Genomic DNA, 15,478 nt, shown 5'->3' on the forward strand with positions numbered 1-15,478 from the left:
GCCGATTTCCGTGTAATGTTCGGCCAAGCCACCAGGGTTGAGACGGGCGACAGACCGGCACCCGGCCGAAAATTCCGGAAAGGTTTCAGTGACCGACGGCGTCAGGAGAACGCACCGCATGACCGAGTCCGAGGTGCCCGCCAAGCGTCCCCCCACGCTCACCGACGTCGCCAAGCTCGCCGGGGTGTCGGTCGCGACCGCGTCCAAGGCCATCAACGGGCGCGGTGAGGTGCGGGCGACCACCCGGGTACGGGTGCTGGAGGCCGCGGAGTTGCTGTCGTTCGCGCCGAATGCTCTGGCCCGCGGTCTGCTCAGCGGCCGGACGGGCACGGTCGGTCTGCTGACCAGCGACCTGGAGGGGCGCTTCTCGATTCCCATCCTGATGGGCGCCGAGGACGCCTTCGGGGCCGGGCAGGTCTCGGTCTTCCTGTGTGACGCGCGCGGCGACGCCATCCGCGAGAAGCACCACGTGCAGGCGCTGCTCTCCCGCCGGGTCGACGGCCTGATCGTGGTCGGCTCCCGCACCGACCCCCGTCCGCCGTTGGCCGGCAACATTGCGGTGCCGGTGGTCTACGTCTACGCCCCCTCGGCCGATCCGAAGGACATCTCGATCACCGCCGACAACGTGGGCGGCGGCCGTCTCGCCATCGAACACCTGATCTCCTGCGGGCGGCGCAACATCGCCCACATCACCGGCGAAGCCGGCTTCCAGGCGGCCCGGGACCGCGTCGAAGGCGCCACTGCCGCGCTGACCGCCGCCGGGCTGCGCATGGTCGGCGACCGGCCCTACTTCGGGTCGTGGGAGGAGTCCTGGGGTCGAGCCGCCACCCACATGATCGTCGAGCAGCATCCCGAGGTCGACGCGATCTTCTGCGGCAGCGACCAGATCGGCCGGGGTGTCCTGGACGCGCTGCGTGACCTCGGCCGCGAGGTGCCGGGCACGATATCGGTGATCGGCTTCGACAACTGGGAGGCCATCTCCGCCGACTCCCGTCCCCGCCTGACCAGCGTCGACATGAACCTCAAGCACCTCGGGGCGGTGGCCGGCAAGCGGCTGTTCGAAGCCATCGACGGCACGGTGCCCCGGTCGGAGGAGCTGCCCTGCCGCGTGGTGATGCGCGAGTCGACGATGCCGGTCGGCTGATCCGCCGCCGCACACCACCCGCCCGACGAAGGGGCCGCTGAGCGTACGGTCAGGGATCGACTCTAAGCTTTCCATCCATATCTCGACCTGGATCCAAACGAGACCGAGGATGCGATCGTGGCGGATGGTGTGACCGTGACGGACGGCGAACAGAACAGGCCCACGTTGGACACCGGTGTGCCGCAGACAGCGCGGATCTGGAACTACCTGCTCGGCGGCAAGGACAACTTCGCCGTCGACCGCGAGGTCGGCGATCAGATCATCTCGAACCTGCCGCAGTTGGCGGAGAACGCCCGGCTCTCCCGGGCCTACCTCACCCGCGCGGTGCGTTATCTGGCCGGTGAGGCAGGCATCCGGCAGTTCCTCGACATCGGCACCGGCCTGCCCACCGCCGACAACACCCACGAGGTGGCCCAGTCGGTCAACCCGCAGGCCCGCATCGTCTACGTCGACAACGACCCGCTGGTGCTGACCCATGCCCGGGCGTTGCTTGTCGGTACGCCCGAGGGGGCGACCGACTACATCGACGCCGACCTGCGGAATCCGCAGGCGATCCTGCGCGAGGCGGCGCGGACGCTGGACCTGAGCCAGCCGGTGGCGCTGATCCTGATGGGCATCCTCGGCCACGTCGAGTCCGACGACGAGGCGAAGTCGATCATCAACAGCATCATGGCCGCCCTGCCGTCCGGCAGCTACCTGGCGATGTACGACGGCAGTGACACCAGCGAGGCGGTCACCGAGGCGGTACGGATCTGGAACATCTCCGCCAACCCGAAGTACCACCTGCGCAGCCCCGAGCGGATCGCCGCCCTGTTCGACGGACTGGAGCTGGTCGAGCCCGGCGTCGTCTCGGTCACCCGCTGGCGGCCCGACAGCACCGGTCCCGAGCCCGCCGCGATCGACCAGTACTGCGCGGTCGGGCGTAAGCCGTAACCCGGGCGTCGTCACCGTCGGCGGGCCGCCGCCGGGACGACCACGATCGCCTGCCTGGTGGTGCGGGTGCGCTGGATCAGCGCGACACAGGCCAGCACCACCAGGGCGGCGACGATCGAGGCGGGCGTGACCCGTTCGCCGAGCAGCAGGGCCGACCAGGCCAGGGTGAGCACGGGCTGCGCGAGTTGGAGCTGGCCGACCTGGGCGATGCCGCCCCGGGCCAGCCCGGCGTACCAGGCGAAGAAGCCGAGGAACATCGACACCACGGTGAGATAGCCGAACGCCGACCAGCCGCCGGCACCGGCGTGCGGGGGAGCGGCCAGGGCGACGGCGGCGACGATCGGCACGGTGACCGGCAGCGACAGCACCAGGGCCCAGCAGATCGTCCGGGCACCGCCCAGTTCACGGGCGAGCGCACCGCCCTCGGCGTACCCGAGCCCGGCGAGCACGACCGCCGCGAGCAGGAACAGGTCGGCCACGGCCGGCGCGCCGACCACCGCGCCGTTGGCGACCAGGAAGGCCAGCACCGCCAGCAGACCGCCGGTGCTGGCGATCCAGAACAGCGGCGGTGGGCGTTCGCCGGCACGCAGCACCGCGAACACGGCGGTCATGGCGGGCAGTACGGTGATGACGATCGCGCCGTGCGAGGCGGTCTGGCTGGTCAGCGCCAACGAGGTGAACAGCGGAAAACCGACCACCACGCCGAGGGCGACGAGTGACAGCCGACGCCACTGCCGAGGGCTCGGCCACGGCGCCGCGGTGATCCACAGATAGCCCCAGGCCAGCACCGCCGCGCCGACACAACGGCCGAAGGCGACGAACCACGGGTCGAGTTGCTGCACCGCGACCCGGGTGGCCGGCAGCGACATGCTGAACGCGAGCACCCCCAGCGCGCCGAGCAGGAGACCGGCCGCCCGGTCGCCCGCTATCGTCCGCGGCTCAGTAGCGCTACTCTTCTCTCTCATGAATGACGGTAACGCAACCGATCGCGTTATCCAAGATCTACGCCGGTCGGTGGCCGCCGCCGGCCCCGGCACCCGGCTGCCGTCGGTACGCGAGCTGACCGGCCGCCATCGGGCCTCGCCGGTCACCGTCGCCGAGGCGATCCGGCACCTCGTCCGGGAAGGGCTGATCGAGACCCGGCCCGGCCAGGGCACCTATGTGGCCGCCCGAGCGGTCGAGCCCCGTACCGTCGACCTGTCCTGGCAGACTGTCGCGCTCGGCCCTCGCCGCCCCGGCGACGACCAGTTGCAGGCGTTACTGGCGTTACCGCCCGCCGGGGCGATTCCGCTCTCCGGCGGCTACCTGGACCCGGAGTTGCAGCCCGCGGCCGCGCTCGGCGCCGCGCTCACCCGCGCCGCCCGGCAGCCCGCGTCGTGGCAGCGTGGACCGGTCGAGGGGCGGGCCGACCTGCGCGCCTGGTTCGCCCGCGAGATCGGCGGCGGGCTGCGTGCCGAGGACATGGCGATCTGTCCGGGTGGGCAGGCCGCGTTGTCGACGGCGCTGCGGGCGCTCGCCGCGCCCGGCGACGCCCTGCTCGTCGAATCGCCGACCTACCTGGGCGCGCTGGCCGCCGCCGAGGCGGCGGGGCTGCGGGTGGTGCCCGTCCCCGCCGACGCCGACGGCGTACGCCCCGACCACCTCGCCGCCGCGTTCGCCCGTACCGGTGCCCGGCTGTTCTACTGCCAACCGTTGTACGCCAACCCGCACGGCGCCACCCTGGCCGCCCACCGCCGCGCCCTGGTCGCCGAGGCGGTACGCGACGCCGGTGCGTTCCTGATCGAGGACGACTACGCCCGTGACCTCACCATCGACGGACCGGCCCCGCCGCCACTGGCCGCCGACGACCGGGACGGGCACGTCGTCTACCTGCGCTCGCTGACCAAGTCGGCCGCTCCCGGGCTGCGGGTGGCCGCGATCGGGGCGCTCGGCCCGGCCGGTGCCCGGCTACGTGCCGCCCGGCTGCTCGACGACTTCTTCGTCGCCGGCCCACTGCAACAGGCCGCCATCGAGTTCGTCACCGCCCCGGCGTGGGCGCGTCACCACCGGGCGCTGCGCACCGCGCTGCGGGACCGGCGCGAGGCGCTGCTGACCGCGCTGCGCCGACACCTGCCGGACCTGGTCGACCGGCTGCCGGTGCCGCGTGGCGGCCTGCACCTGTGGCTGCCGCTGCCCGAGGGCACCGACGACGTCGCGGTGGCCACCGCCGCGGCGGCCGAGGGCGTCGTCGTCTTTCCCGGCCGCCCCTGGTACGCCGCCGAACCACCGGCGGCCCACCTGCGCCTCACCTACGCCGCCGCTGCACCGGAAATGATGGACGAAGCAGTCCGCCGACTGGCCCGCGTCCTGCGACAACCCGCCGGGTAGTCACCGCCCGCCGCAGCGCTGCCGCACGGATACGGCGGATCACAGGTCGCGGCGGCGAAACACCATCCCGGTGAGCCCGAGCACGAGGACGACCCAGAGCGCCGCCCAGGCCAGGTAGGTGACGGTGAGCGAGGCGTCGCTGAGGAAGGGGTGACCCTGCATGGCCGGGCCGAACTGCCGCAGCACGGTCGGGTCCTGGAAGGCGTTCATGGCCCCGCGCCACAGCCCGTCGGTCGGCAGCAGCATCCGGGAGACCGTGCCCACCCGGGCCACGCTGTCGTTGTCCAGCGCGGTGCCGAACGCGCCCACCACCCCCGCGATCCAGGTGGCCCCGAACAGGCCGACGGCCACCACACCCGAGGCCATCGGCGAGCTGACGCTGGAGAGCAGCAGGCCGAGAGTGAGCAGCACGACGGTCTGCGCGGCGAGCAGCGTCAGACCGGTCACCGGCTGCGGGGGCCAGTAGCCGACGGTCACCCGGACGACGAGCAGTTGCGCCAGGCCGGCCAGGGCGACGAAACCGGCCCCGAAGGCGATCAGCCCGAGCCACTTGCCCACCAGCACCGCGAAGCGGTGCACCGGTCGGGCCAGGATCGCCAGCGCCGCCCCGGACTCCATGTCGCCGGCCAGGGTGGGACCGGCGAGGAACGCCGTACCGAGCGCGGCGATCAGGCTCAGGCCGAACATCACCAGGTTGAGCACCATGGCCGCGACCAGTCGCGCCTCACCGCTGGTCAGCCCGCCGAACTCGGCGTCGATGCGGGAGAACCCCCAGGCGCTGAGCGCGAGCAGCACGATCGTCAGCGCGGCGAGCGAGCGCAACACCCGCCGCCGCGCGGCCTCCTGCAGGGTGAGCGCGGCCACGGTGAGTACGGTCCGGACGATCATCGCCCTTCCCCTGCGGTACGGAGGATGGCCAGCAGCCGCTCCTCGAGACTGACCCGCCCGGGCTCGACGGCGTGCACGCGTACCCCGAGACCGACCAGGTCGGCCACCAGCTGCGGCACGGTGGTCGGTTCCGGCTCGCTCGGCAGCGTGACGGTGAACAGGTTCCCCTCCTGGGCGAGCGGACCCGCGGCGGCCAGCCGGTCGCGGGCCGGCTCGGTCACCCCGTCGAGCCGCAGTCGCAGTTCCCGCCGACCGAGCAGTTCGGCCAGGGTGCCGGCGGCGGCCACCCGCCCCCTGTCGAGAATCACCACCCGGTCACAGACCCGCTCCACCTCACCGATGAGATGCGAGTTGAGCAGGACCGCCACGCCCCGGGCCTTCAGGGAGAGCAACAGGTCCCGTACGTCGGCCCGGCCGAGGGGATCCAGGGCGCTGGTCGGCTCGTCCAGGACGACCAGTTCCGGACGGGCCACCAACGCCACGGCCAACCCGAGACGCTGCTGCATGCCCTTGGAGAAGCCGCCCACCCGGTCGCCGGCCCGGTCCGTCAGGCCGACGGCGGCCAGGCACTCCTGCCGCTCCCGCTGCGGCACGTCCGCGCCGGCGAGCCGGACGTGCAGGGCCAGCACCTCCGCCGCGGTCAGCCACGGCTGGTAGCGGAACAGTTCCGGCAGATAGCCGACCCGGGCCCGGGACCGCGGGTCGCGTGCCGGCCGCCCGAGCAGCAGCACCTCGCCCGCGTCGGGGCGGACCAGGCCGAGCAGGATCTTGATGACGCTGGTCTTGCCGGCCCCGTTGGGGCCCAGCAGCCCCACCACCTCACCCCGGTCCACGGTGAAGGAGACACCGTCGACAGCCGTGCGTCGCCGGTACCGCTTGCGCAGCCCCGAGCACCACACCGCCGGAGCGGGCGGCAACTCGGCCACCAACCGCGCCGCCGCACCGAGGGAAGCCTCGTCCTGCTGCCCGGAGAGCAGGGCTTCCTGCCCGGCGGGTGGATCGCTCCGGACGGTGTCCGGGCCGGTCATCGGTCCCACCGCAGTCCGCGCGCCACCGACACCACCTCGTCGGCGCTCAGCGGGCCGGCCACCGCGGTGACCGTCGCGCCGTCGACCCAGACCACCCCGGCCAGTACGCCGTCGCGCGAGGTGAGCACGGTGGCCGGCGTCCCGTTGACGTCGGCGGGGGAGGCGGTCAGGTACCGGGCGTTCACCGGCAGCGGCAGCGTCGTACCGTCGCCGGTGAAGTGCCGCAACTGGGCCGCGACGTTCTCCGGCAGACCGGGCAGCGACAGCAGATAGTCGACCGCCGTGGACAACTCGATGCCCGAGGAGTACGCGGTCGGCGCGGCCATCCGCGCCACGATCAGGTTCGGCATCCCGTGCTGGCCCGCCCACACGGCGGCGACTCCCGGGCCGGCGGTCAACCGGAACTGGCTGCCGTCGAGCCCGGCGGGCGGCTCCGGCAGCGGCTTGCCGTGCGCCGCGGCCGTCTGCGCCGCCCGGGCCACCGAGAAGGTGAACACGGCGCTGGCCCGGTCACCGACCTGGAACGTCGGCTCGCCCGTCACGCCCCGGGGCAACCGGTCGAGCCGGGGCAGGGGCAGCCCGGTGATCCGCTGCGCCTCGGCGGCGTCGGTGACCTCGCGGACGTTGGCCGGCTCGGTCATCTCGACCTCGCCGTACGCCGACAGGTCGGGCAGCGCGACCAGGTCGGCCTGCGCGATCGTGACCGGGGCGATCCGCTCGGTGTGGAAGACCTGCAACCAGTTCCCGGCCGCTGCGGCGCCGGCCCCACCCACAAGCGCGAGGACGGCGACGGCGGCGACCACCGGGCTGCGCAGGGCGGCACGCCAGCGACGCTCGCGGGCGACGGTGGGCACCCGGCCGCGACCGGACTCGGCGACGGTACGGCTCAACCGCTGCCAGCCCGCATCCACGTCGACGTCGGCTTCCACCCCGACACCCGGTCGTCCGCCCAGCGCCGCTGCGCTGAGCGTCGCATCCTGCCGGGCGGCGGCCAGCCCGGAGAGACAGACCGGGCAGTTCGCGACGTGCGCGCGGTCGGCGTCGGCGACACCGGCCGGCTCGTCCAGCAGACGGCGCAGCGTGCCGTCAGTCGGATGACGCATGACGGTTCAACTCCTCGCGTAGGGCGGACTCGGCCCGGCGTACGGTGGTGCCGACACTGCCGGGGGAGAGATCGAGGGCGGCGGCGACCTCGGCGTAGCTGAGACCGCTGTGCCGCAGCAGCAGGGCGACGGCCTGGCGGCGGGGCAGCCGGGCCAACGCGGCGCGCACCCGTCGGCGCTCGTCGCGGGTCACCACCGCCTCCGCGACGTCGGGACCGACCGTCTCCGGGGCACCGGCGACCTGTTCGCGGGCGGTGCGTCGACGACGGGACCGGACCTGGTTCAGTGCGGTGTGCGCCGCGGCGACCGACAGCCAGCCCATCGCCTGCCCGGCCGGCACCGAGGAACGCCCGAAGGCGAGGAACACCTCCTGCGCCACGTCCTCGGCCTCGGCGCGGGAGCCGAGCACCCGGGCGGCGACCCCGACGATCCGGGGATAACAGGCCCGAAAGACCTGTTCGAGGTCGGCGCGGATGCCGTCGCGCCCGGCCGCGGCCGAACCGACCACACCATCCCCCTTCCGCACCGTACGCCCGGTGGGTCTGTGGTGGCCGCGCGCGGACCAGGCGGCCGCCGCGGCGGTCACCCGCCCCGGTGCCACGAGTCCAGCTTCCTCCTCCATACCTACGAAGCACCGCCGACGGCCCGGAAGTGACACGCGGCGGCGAACACGTACGGGTAGCGCGGCAGTCGACGCCGCGCTACCCGTACCGTTGCGGGGCCGCCTACCCCCGGCGGGTGCCGAGGTCGAAGCGGTCCAGGTTCATGACCTTGGCCCAGGCCGCGACGAAGTCCTGGACGAGCTTCTCCTGCCCGTCCGTGCTGGCGTAGACCTCCGCGATGCCGCGCAGCTGGGAGTTCGCCCCGAAGACCAGGTCGACGGCGGTGGCCGTCCAGGTGATCTCGCCGGTGGCCCGGTTCCGACCCTCGTAGACGCCCTCGGCGGTGGTGGACACCTTCCACACGGTGTCCATGTCGAGCAGGTTCACGAAGAAGTCGTTTGTCAACGTCTCGGGCCGGTCGGTGAACACCCCGTGTCGCGCCTGTCCGGTGTTGGCGTTGAGCACCCGCAGGCCACCGATCAGGGCGGTCATCTCGGGTGCGGTCAGGGTCAACAGGTTGGCCCGGTCCAGCAGCAGCGTCTCCGGGGACAGCTTCTGGCCCTCCCGCACGTAGTTGCGGAACCCGTCCGCCCTCGGTTCGAGCACGGTGAACGACTCCACGTCGGTCTGCTCCTGATCGGCGTCGGTGCGGCCGGGCGCGAACGGGACCGTGACCTCGTATCCGGCGTTGCGGGCCGCCTGCTCGACGGCGGCGTTCCCGCCGAGCACGATCACGTCCGCGAGGGAGACCCGCTTGCCGCCGGACTGTCCGGCGTTGAAGTCCTCCTGCACCCGCTGCAGCACCGGCAGCACCGTCGCCAACTCGGCCGGGTCGTTGACCGCCCAGTTGCGCTGCGGCTCCAGGCGGATCCGGGCCCCGTTCGCCCCGCCCCGGCAGTCGGTGCCGCGGAAGCTCGCCGCCGACGCCCACGCCGTACGGACCAGTTGGGGGAGGGACAGGCCGCTGTTGAGCAGTGCCGCCTTGAGGGTGTCGACGTCGGCGGTGTCGATCAGCGCGTGGTCGACGGGCGGCACCGGATCCTGCCACAGCTGCGGCTCGGGCACCCACGGCCCGAGGTAGCGCGACAGCGGTCCCATGTCTCGGTGCAGCAGCTTGTACCAGGCCTTCGCGAACGCCTCCGCGAGCTGGTCGGGGTGCTCGTGGAAGCGCCGTGAGATCTGTTCGTACGTCGGGTCGGCGCGCAGCGCGATGTCGCTGGTGGCCATCATCGGGGCGTACCGGATGGAGGGGTCGTGGGCGGACGGCACGGCATCGGCCGCGGCACCGTTCTTGGGTCGCCACTGCTTCGCGCCGGCCGGACTCTCGTGCACCTCCCACTCGTACCCGAAGAGGGTGTCGAAGTAGCTGTTGTCCCAGGTGATCGGGGTGGGCGTCCAGGCGCCCTCCAGGCCGCTGGTGATGGTGTCGTTGCCCTTGCCGCTGCCGTAGCTGTTGCGCCACCCCAGCCCCTGCTCCTCCAGCGGCGCGCCCTCCGGCTCGGGCCCGAGGTAGCTGGCGGGGGCGGCGCCGTGGGTCTTGCCGAAGGTGTGACCGCCGGCGATGAGGGCGACGGTCTCCTCGTCGTTCATCGCCATCCGCCGGAAGGTCTCCCGGATGTCCCGGGCGGAGGCCAACGGGTCAGGAGTGCCGTTGGGGCCCTCCGGGTTGACGTAGATCAGCCCCATCTGCACCGCGCCGAGCGGGCCGGACAGTTCCCGGTCACCGCTGTAGCGTTCGTCGCCGAGCCAGGTGTCCTCCGGGCCCCAGAAGATCTCCTCCGGCTCCCAGACGTCGTCGCGTCCGAAGCCGAAACCGAAGGTCTTGAAGCCCATCGACTCCAGCGCGCAGTTGCCGGCGAAGACCAGCAGGTCGGCCCAGGAGATCTTCCGGCCGTACTTCTGCTTGACCGGCCAGAGCAGCCGGCGGGCCTTGTCCAGGTTGGCGTTGTCGGGCCAACTGTTGAGGGGGGCGAAGCGTTGCGCGCCGTCGCCGGCGCCGCCCCGACCGTCCTCGATCCGGTACGTGCCGGCGGAGTGCCAGCTCATCCGGATGAACAGCGGACCGTAATGGCCGTAGTCGGCCGGCCACCACTCCTGCGACGTGGTCATCACCTCGAAGACGTCGCGTTTGAGCGCCTCGACATCGAGGCCGGCGAACTCGGCCGCGTAGTCGTAGGCCGCGCCCATCGGGTTGGCCCGAGGTGAGTGCTGGTGCAGCACCTGCAGGTTGAGCTGGTTGGGCCACCAGTCCTGATTCGTCTTCGGTCGACCCGGCTTCGGCGCCGGGGAGGGGATTGCCGGGTTCTCGCTTTCGGACACGTCTCTCCTCTTCGAACGGGTTCTCGTTCATGTCAACTGGCCGTCCCGGTCACGAGTCACTGCGTGCCGGGCCAGGATGCGTCCGCTGCGGCAGTCGCCTTCGGTAGCGTTGCGCACACCGCGCCCGCGCCGCCGGTGGACGCCGAAATCGACGCCCGCTCGGTGACGGGCATCCACCCTCGATGCGTGGGAGATCGAAACGTGAGTTCGTCTGAGCAGCCAGCGTCGCCGGTACGCCAGTTGCGGCTCGTGGTCGAGGCCGACGACTACGAGGCGGCAGTCCGCTTCTACCGCGACGTGCTCGGCCTACCCGAGCAGGCGGCCTACTCCGGTGACGACGACGCCCGGGTGGTGATCCTGGACGCCGGCCGTGCCACCCTGGAGATCGCCAACCCGGCGCAGAAGCGAATGATCGACGAGGTCGAGGTCGGACAGCAGGTCGCCCCCCGACTGCGCGTGGCGTTCGAGGTCGACGACACCGCCGCCACCACCGACCGCCTGGTCGCCGCCGGCGCCACCCAGGTGGCCCCGCCCACCACCACCCCGTGGCACTCGGTCAACGCCCGCCTGGACGCCCCCGCCAACCTCCACATCACCCTCTTCCAGGAACTGCACACCCCCGAAACCCGCGCCACCCTGGACGGCTTCACCACCAACCCCTGACCCACCCACCCACCCCCTCATCCCTCCTGCGCGCCTTGTTGATCAAGAGGTTCGCGCCTCGGGGTGCGTTCTGGAGACCAAACCTCTTGATCAACAGGACGGGGGTGGGCGGGGTGGGCTGGGGGCGTGCAGGGGAGCGGTGGCGGGGGCGCGTACAGTGCGGGTAGTCGGTGGCGCTTCGTGCGCGACCTTGGCGTCGAGGCGGTGGAGATGGAACTGGTGGTCACCAGCGTCCGCCGCGTGCGCCTGCGACGACGATAGTCGTCGATCTTCCGCGCGTTCTCCGTCGAGCCCGCCGCCGTATTGCGGCCGGCCGTCGTCTTGTGACCCGCTGTCCCAGCCCTCTCGGGAGTACCCGTGACCGTGCCCTCGTTGGCCTCGTCGTTGTCCGACACCGTCTCCGCCGCCGCAACATCCCTCGGATTGGCGGACTTCGTTGCGCAGGTGCGCCGATCGGAGCACGCCGACTTCCAGGCCGACGGGGTGCTGGCGGCGGCCCGGACGCTGCGGCGGCGTCCGCGTGACATCGCCGCGGAGGTGGTCGAGGCACTGCGTGCGGACGACCTGGTGGCCGAAGTGGCCGGGCCCGGGTTCGTCAACCTGGACCTGGCCGACCGGACACTGTTGACGCAGCTCGCCGGGCGGCTCGCCGACCCCCGGCTGGGCGTCGGGACGCCGGAGACCGGCATCACCACAGTCGTCGACTACTCGCAGCCGAACATCGCCAAGGAGATGCACGTCGGGCACCTGCGCTCCACCATCATCGGCGACGCGCTGGTACGCATCCTCGAACACCTCGGCGGCACGGTGGTACGCCGCAACCACATCGGCGACTGGGGCACCCAGTTCGGCATGCTCATCCAGTACCAGAACGAGCAGCCCGTGACGGTCGGCGGCGACGACGCGTCGATGAGCCGGTTGGCTGCGCTGTACCGGCAGGCCCGGGCCCGGTTCGACACCGACCCGCAGTTCGCCGTACGGGCCCGGCAACGGGTGGTGGCGTTGCAGGGCGGCGACCCGAACACCGTGGCCGCCTGGCAGGACATCGTCGCCGAGTCCACCCGCTACTTCACCGACGTCTACGCCCGGCTCGGCGTACGGCTGACCCCCGCCGACGCGGTCGGCGAGAGCGCGTACAACGATGCCCTGCCCGGCGTCGCCGCGGACCTGGCGGCGCAGGCGGTGGCGGTGCCCAGCGACGGCGCGCTCTGCGTCTTCTTCGACGAGGTACGCGGACCGGACGGCGCGCCGAGCCCGCTGATCGTACGCAAACGTGACGGCGGCTTCGGCTACGCCGCTACCGACCTGGCGGCGCTGCGGCAACGGGTCGCCGAACTGCACGCCGACCGGCTGCTCTACGTGGTCGACGCCCGACAGTCACTGCACTTCACCATGGTCTTCGACACCGCGCGGCGGGCCGGCTGGCTACCGCCGCAGGTGTCCGCCGTGCACGTCGCCTTCGGCACGGTCCTCGGCCCGGACGGACGGCCGTTCAAGACCCGGGCCGGTGACACCGTGCGCCTGGTGGACCTGCTCACCGAGGCCGTCGACCGGGCCCGCGAGGTGGTCGCCGCCAAGAACCCGGAGCTGACCGGCGCGGCCCTGCACGAGCGGGCCCGGCAGGTCGGCATCGGCGCGGTCAAGTACGCCGATCTGGCCACCAGCCGTACCCGCGACCACACCTACGACCCGCAGCGGATGCTGGCGTTGACCGGCAACACCGGCGTCTACCTCCAGTACGCGCACGCCCGGATCCGATCCCTGCTGGCCCGGGCCGGCGACCCCGCCATCACGGTGGACCCGACGACGACACTGGAGCCGGCCGAGCGGGCGCTGATCCTCGACCTCGACGGCTTCGCCGACACCCTCACCGAGGTCCTCGCCCACTACGAACCCCACCGTCTCTGCGGCTACCTGTACCGCCTGGCGCAGACCTTCACCACCTTCTACGAACACTGCCCGGTGCTGCGCGCCCCCGATCCGGTCCGGTCCAACCGACTGGCCCTGTGCCACCTCACCGGCGACACCCTCCACACCGGCCTGTCCCTCCTCGGCATCCCCGCCCCCACCCACCTCTAGCCCTCCCGCCCTCGCCCTGTTGATCAAGATGTTTGCGTCTCCGACATGCCCTTCCGAGACCAGAACTTCTTGATCAACCAGGGAAGGGGTGGGGGAGCCAGGGGGTGCGGGTGTCGGGGGTGGCGATGGAGTGGCGGATCTGGTCGCGTTCGGGGGCGGTCAGCGGCAGTGCGCGGAGTCGGTCGCCCCAGGTGGGCACCAGGTCCACCTTGCCCAGGGCGGTCGACAGTTCGATCAAAGCGGCGAGTGCCAACGCCTGCTCCACGGCGGGGGCCTCGTCGCCGTGCCGGCGCAGTCCGGAGTTGAGCACGGGACCGCGCGGCAACCGATGCACGTCGATGTCTTGACAGTGCGATGAGGGCCGTAAACACTTGCGAAACAAGCCGATAACAGTGAATCCGGCGCGTTGCCGCTAGCTGTTGTTAACGCTCACAAGCGTGCTCGGCCATGCACTGCCGTCCCTGGAGCCCGCCGGCAAGGAGAGCAACGGATGTCGAGAGTTCTGGGTCGGATGAGCGCGCTGCTCGCCGCCGCCTGCCTGCTGTTGCTGCCCGCCGCGCAGGCACCCCACGCCGGAGCCGCCGCAGCGGGACCGCGCGCCGAGGCTGCGGCGCTGGACCCGTTCACCGGGTACCTGATGGCGCACTTCACCGGGGAGTCCGCCAACGGCGAGCAGATCTACCTGGCCCACAGCTCCGACGGGCTGACCTGGCGCGACCTGAACAACGGCGGGCCGGTGCTGCTCTCCACCCTCGGTACGCGTGGCGTCCGCGACCCCGCGCTGGTCCGCTCGCCCGCCGGTGACCGGTACTGGATCGTCGCCACCGACCTGCGCATCGCCAGCGGCACCTCCTGGAACGACGCCGCCAACCGGGGCAGCACCTCGCTTGTGGTGTGGGAGTCGCGTGACCTGGTGAACTGGTCCACCCCCTGGTTGATCAACGTGGCCGGCGCGATCCCCGGCGCGGGCAACGCCTGGGCACCGGAGGCCATCTACAACCAGGCGACCGGCGACTACGTCATCTACTGGGCGACGAACTCCCCGCGCAACGGTGTCACCAAGCACCGGATCTGGTACGTGCGCACGACCGACTTCCGCAGCTTCACCGCCCCGCAGCTGTACATCGAGCGTCCGACCGGCGGCCAGGGCATCATCGACACTCAGATCATCGAGGTGCCCAACAGCGTCGGCGGCTACCGCTACTACCGGGCCTCCGCCGACGGGCACATCGCGATCGAGGCCAGCAACTCGATCCTCGGCACCTGGACCAGCCTGGGCAACCTGTCCCACCTGGGCATCTCCAACGGCACCGGCGGCGGCAACGTGGTCGAGGGGCCGATGTGGATGCAGTTCAACGGCCGCAACGAGTGGGCGTTGTACCTCGACCAGTACGCCACCGGCCGCGGATACCTGCCGATCACCTCGACGAACCTGGGCAGCGTCACCAACTTCCGGACCAGGTCCGACTATCACATGGGGGCCAGCCGCAAGCGGCACGGCTCGATTCTCAACCTGACCGCCGCCGAGCAGAGCCGGGTGCTCGCCCGCTGGCCCAGCAACGCCCCGGTGCACCGGATCCAGGCGTACACCCACCAGGACCGCTACGTACGGCACGCCAACTACGACGTACGCATCGACGCCAACGTCAACCCCGCCCAGGACGCCCAGTTCCGGGTGGTGCCGGGCTTGGCCAACAACTCCGGGTACGTGTCGTTCGAGTCGGTCAACTATCCCGGCTACTACCTGCGGCACTACGGCTTCGATTTCGTGCTGGCGGCGAACGACGGCAGTTCGGTATTCGCCGCCGACGCCACCTTCCGGCAGGTCGCCGGGCTGGGCAACGGCGGTTGGTCGTCGTTCCAGTCCTACAACTACCCCGACCGGTACATCCGGCACTACGACTACCAGCTGCGCCTCGATCCGATCACCGATACGCAGGGCCGTAACGACGCCACGTTCCGGTTGATGTCGTGACTTTCGACCACCCCGCCTGAGTCGTGGCGGCCGGTCGGGCTCGTACGATTGCGCAGGAGATCGCGCAGCGGCGGCGGGAGAGGTCATGGGTAAAGGCATCTACGTGCAGGAACTGCCGGGCATCGGTAAACGCTACGACGTCGACCTGGGCAGCAACACCCAACGGATCTCGATCGTCGTACGCCGTGACGGTGCCCGGGACCTGTACGTCTTCGCCGCCGGCGCGGACGATCCGGTGGCGGTGATCGAGATGTCGGAGGAGCAGGCCCGCAAGGTGGGCGCGCTGCTGACCGGCACCTACTTCTCCGACTAGTCGGTCCTGCCGCGGCCCGGGGGTGACCTCGGCGGCCCGCGTCGCCCCGCCCTGCCCGTCGAGT

The 15,478-nt window shown here is 71.7% G+C and carries 14 protein-coding genes; 7 read left to right on the forward strand and 7 right to left on the reverse strand.

Annotation, left to right across the window (positions count from 1 at the left end):
• Nucleotides 1-118 precede the first annotated feature (118 nt).
• Nucleotides 119-1,144, forward strand: a complete 1,026-nt coding sequence (locus tag VAB18032_RS13930) for a LacI family DNA-binding transcriptional regulator (protein ID WP_013733491.1) — start codon at nt 119-121, stop codon at nt 1,142-1,144.
• 135 nt (nt 1,145-1,279) lie between these two features.
• Nucleotides 1,280-2,077, forward strand: coding sequence for an SAM-dependent methyltransferase (locus VAB18032_RS13935; protein ID WP_126712136.1), 798 nt, complete (start codon nt 1,280-1,282; stop codon nt 2,075-2,077).
• Between the two features lie 11 nt (nt 2,078-2,088).
• Here the strand turns inward: VAB18032_RS13935 and VAB18032_RS13940 are convergent, their stop codons facing one another.
• Nucleotides 2,089-3,042 carry a DMT family transporter gene (locus VAB18032_RS13940; RefSeq protein ID WP_050814606.1) on the reverse strand — a complete coding sequence of 318 codons (954 nt, stop codon included), beginning with the start codon at nt 3,040-3,042 and terminating at the stop codon, nt 2,089-2,091.
• Here VAB18032_RS13940 and VAB18032_RS13945 point away from each other — a divergent pair.
• Complete coding sequence (locus tag VAB18032_RS13945; RefSeq protein WP_043720664.1) at nt 3,041-4,444, forward strand: aminotransferase-like domain-containing protein; 1,404 nt, start codon at nt 3,041-3,043, stop codon at nt 4,442-4,444. The two genes, VAB18032_RS13940 and VAB18032_RS13945, sit on opposite strands and share 2 nt — an antisense overlap.
• Before the next feature lie 39 nt (nt 4,445-4,483).
• Here VAB18032_RS13945 and VAB18032_RS13950 read toward each other — a convergent pair whose 3' ends face one another.
• The 5 genes from VAB18032_RS13950 to katG all read right to left on the reverse strand — a co-directional run bounded on the left by VAB18032_RS13950 (nt 4,484) and on the right by katG (nt 10,384).
• Nucleotides 4,484-5,332: an ABC transporter permease gene (locus tag VAB18032_RS13950; RefSeq protein WP_013733495.1), complete on the reverse strand. Its 849-nt coding sequence runs from the start codon at nt 5,330-5,332 to the stop codon at nt 4,484-4,486.
• The gene (locus VAB18032_RS13955; protein ID WP_013733496.1) at nt 5,329-6,360 is read right to left on the reverse strand and encodes an ABC transporter ATP-binding protein; all 1,032 of its coding nucleotides are present in this window, start codon (nt 6,358-6,360) and stop codon (nt 5,329-5,331) included. Before VAB18032_RS13955 ends, VAB18032_RS13950 begins: the two co-directional genes overlap by 4 nt.
• A complete protein-coding gene (locus tag VAB18032_RS13960; protein ID WP_013733497.1) occupies nt 6,357-7,463 on the reverse strand; it encodes a hypothetical protein in 1,107 nt (368 codons plus the stop codon). The genes VAB18032_RS13955 and VAB18032_RS13960 overlap by 4 nt, the downstream gene beginning before the upstream one ends.
• Complete coding sequence (locus VAB18032_RS13965; RefSeq protein WP_043724212.1) at nt 7,447-7,971, reverse strand: RNA polymerase sigma factor; 525 nt, start codon at nt 7,969-7,971, stop codon at nt 7,447-7,449. The genes VAB18032_RS13960 and VAB18032_RS13965 overlap by 17 nt, the downstream gene beginning before the upstream one ends.
• A 217-nt stretch (nt 7,972-8,188) precedes the next feature.
• On the reverse strand, nt 8,189-10,384 hold the full coding sequence (katG, locus tag VAB18032_RS13970) for a catalase/peroxidase HPI (RefSeq protein ID WP_013733499.1): 2,196 nt from the start codon (nt 10,382-10,384) through the stop codon (nt 8,189-8,191).
• A gap of 201 nt (nt 10,385-10,585) precedes the next feature.
• On the opposite strand from katG, the gene VAB18032_RS13975 reads away from it, so the two are divergent.
• Entirely contained in the window at nt 10,586-11,047 is a 462-nt protein-coding gene (locus VAB18032_RS13975) for a VOC family protein (protein ID WP_043720667.1), read from the forward strand.
• Between the two features lie 357 nt (nt 11,048-11,404).
• Nucleotides 11,405-13,126 carry an arginine--tRNA ligase gene (gene argS / locus VAB18032_RS13980; protein ID WP_013733501.1) on the forward strand — a complete coding sequence of 574 codons (1,722 nt, stop codon included), beginning with the start codon at nt 11,405-11,407 and terminating at the stop codon, nt 13,124-13,126.
• Between the two features lie 73 nt (nt 13,127-13,199).
• Here argS and VAB18032_RS13985 read toward each other — a convergent pair whose 3' ends face one another.
• Complete coding sequence (locus VAB18032_RS13985; RefSeq protein ID WP_148272274.1) at nt 13,200-13,451, reverse strand: hypothetical protein; 252 nt, start codon at nt 13,449-13,451, stop codon at nt 13,200-13,202.
• 165 nt (nt 13,452-13,616) lie between these two features.
• Here VAB18032_RS13985 and VAB18032_RS13990 point away from each other — a divergent pair, with 165 nt between their 5' ends.
• Nucleotides 13,617-15,101 (forward strand): glycoside hydrolase family 43 protein, encoded by a 1,485-nt coding sequence (locus VAB18032_RS13990; RefSeq protein WP_043720670.1) that lies wholly within the window; start codon nt 13,617-13,619, stop codon nt 15,099-15,101.
• Between the two features lie 85 nt (nt 15,102-15,186).
• The gene (locus VAB18032_RS13995; protein WP_013733504.1) at nt 15,187-15,414 is read left to right on the forward strand and encodes a cation:proton antiporter regulatory subunit; all 228 of its coding nucleotides are present in this window, start codon (nt 15,187-15,189) and stop codon (nt 15,412-15,414) included.
• Nucleotides 15,415-15,478 lie beyond the last annotated feature (64 nt).

The sequence above is a fragment of the Micromonospora maris AB-18-032 genome (assembly GCF_000204155.1).
In the GTDB taxonomy this organism is placed as follows: domain Bacteria; phylum Actinomycetota; class Actinomycetes; order Mycobacteriales; family Micromonosporaceae; genus Micromonospora; species Micromonospora gifhornensis.

Excerpts from the sequence above, each read along its gene's own strand:
- VAB18032_RS13955 (WP_013733496.1), bottom strand. The coding sequence starts at position 6,360 with ATGACCGGCCCGGACACCGTCCGGAGCGATCCACCCGCCGGGCAGGAA.
- VAB18032_RS13930 (WP_013733491.1), top strand. The coding sequence starts at position 119 with ATGACCGAGTCCGAGGTGCCCGCCAAGCGTCCCCCCACGCTCACCGAC.
- VAB18032_RS13960 (WP_013733497.1), bottom strand. The coding sequence starts at position 7,463 with ATGCGTCATCCGACTGACGGCACGCTGCGCCGTCTGCTGGACGAGCCG.
- VAB18032_RS13950 (WP_013733495.1), bottom strand. The coding sequence starts at position 5,332 with ATGATCGTCCGGACCGTACTCACCGTGGCCGCGCTCACCCTGCAGGAG.
- VAB18032_RS13990 (WP_043720670.1), top strand. The coding sequence starts at position 13,617 with ATGTCGAGAGTTCTGGGTCGGATGAGCGCGCTGCTCGCCGCCGCCTGC.
- VAB18032_RS13945 (WP_043720664.1), top strand. The coding sequence starts at position 3,041 with ATGAATGACGGTAACGCAACCGATCGCGTTATCCAAGATCTACGCCGG.
- VAB18032_RS13995 (WP_013733504.1), top strand. The coding sequence starts at position 15,187 with ATGGGTAAAGGCATCTACGTGCAGGAACTGCCGGGCATCGGTAAACGC.
- VAB18032_RS13940 (WP_050814606.1), bottom strand. The coding sequence starts at position 3,042 with ATGAGAGAGAAGAGTAGCGCTACTGAGCCGCGGACGATAGCGGGCGAC.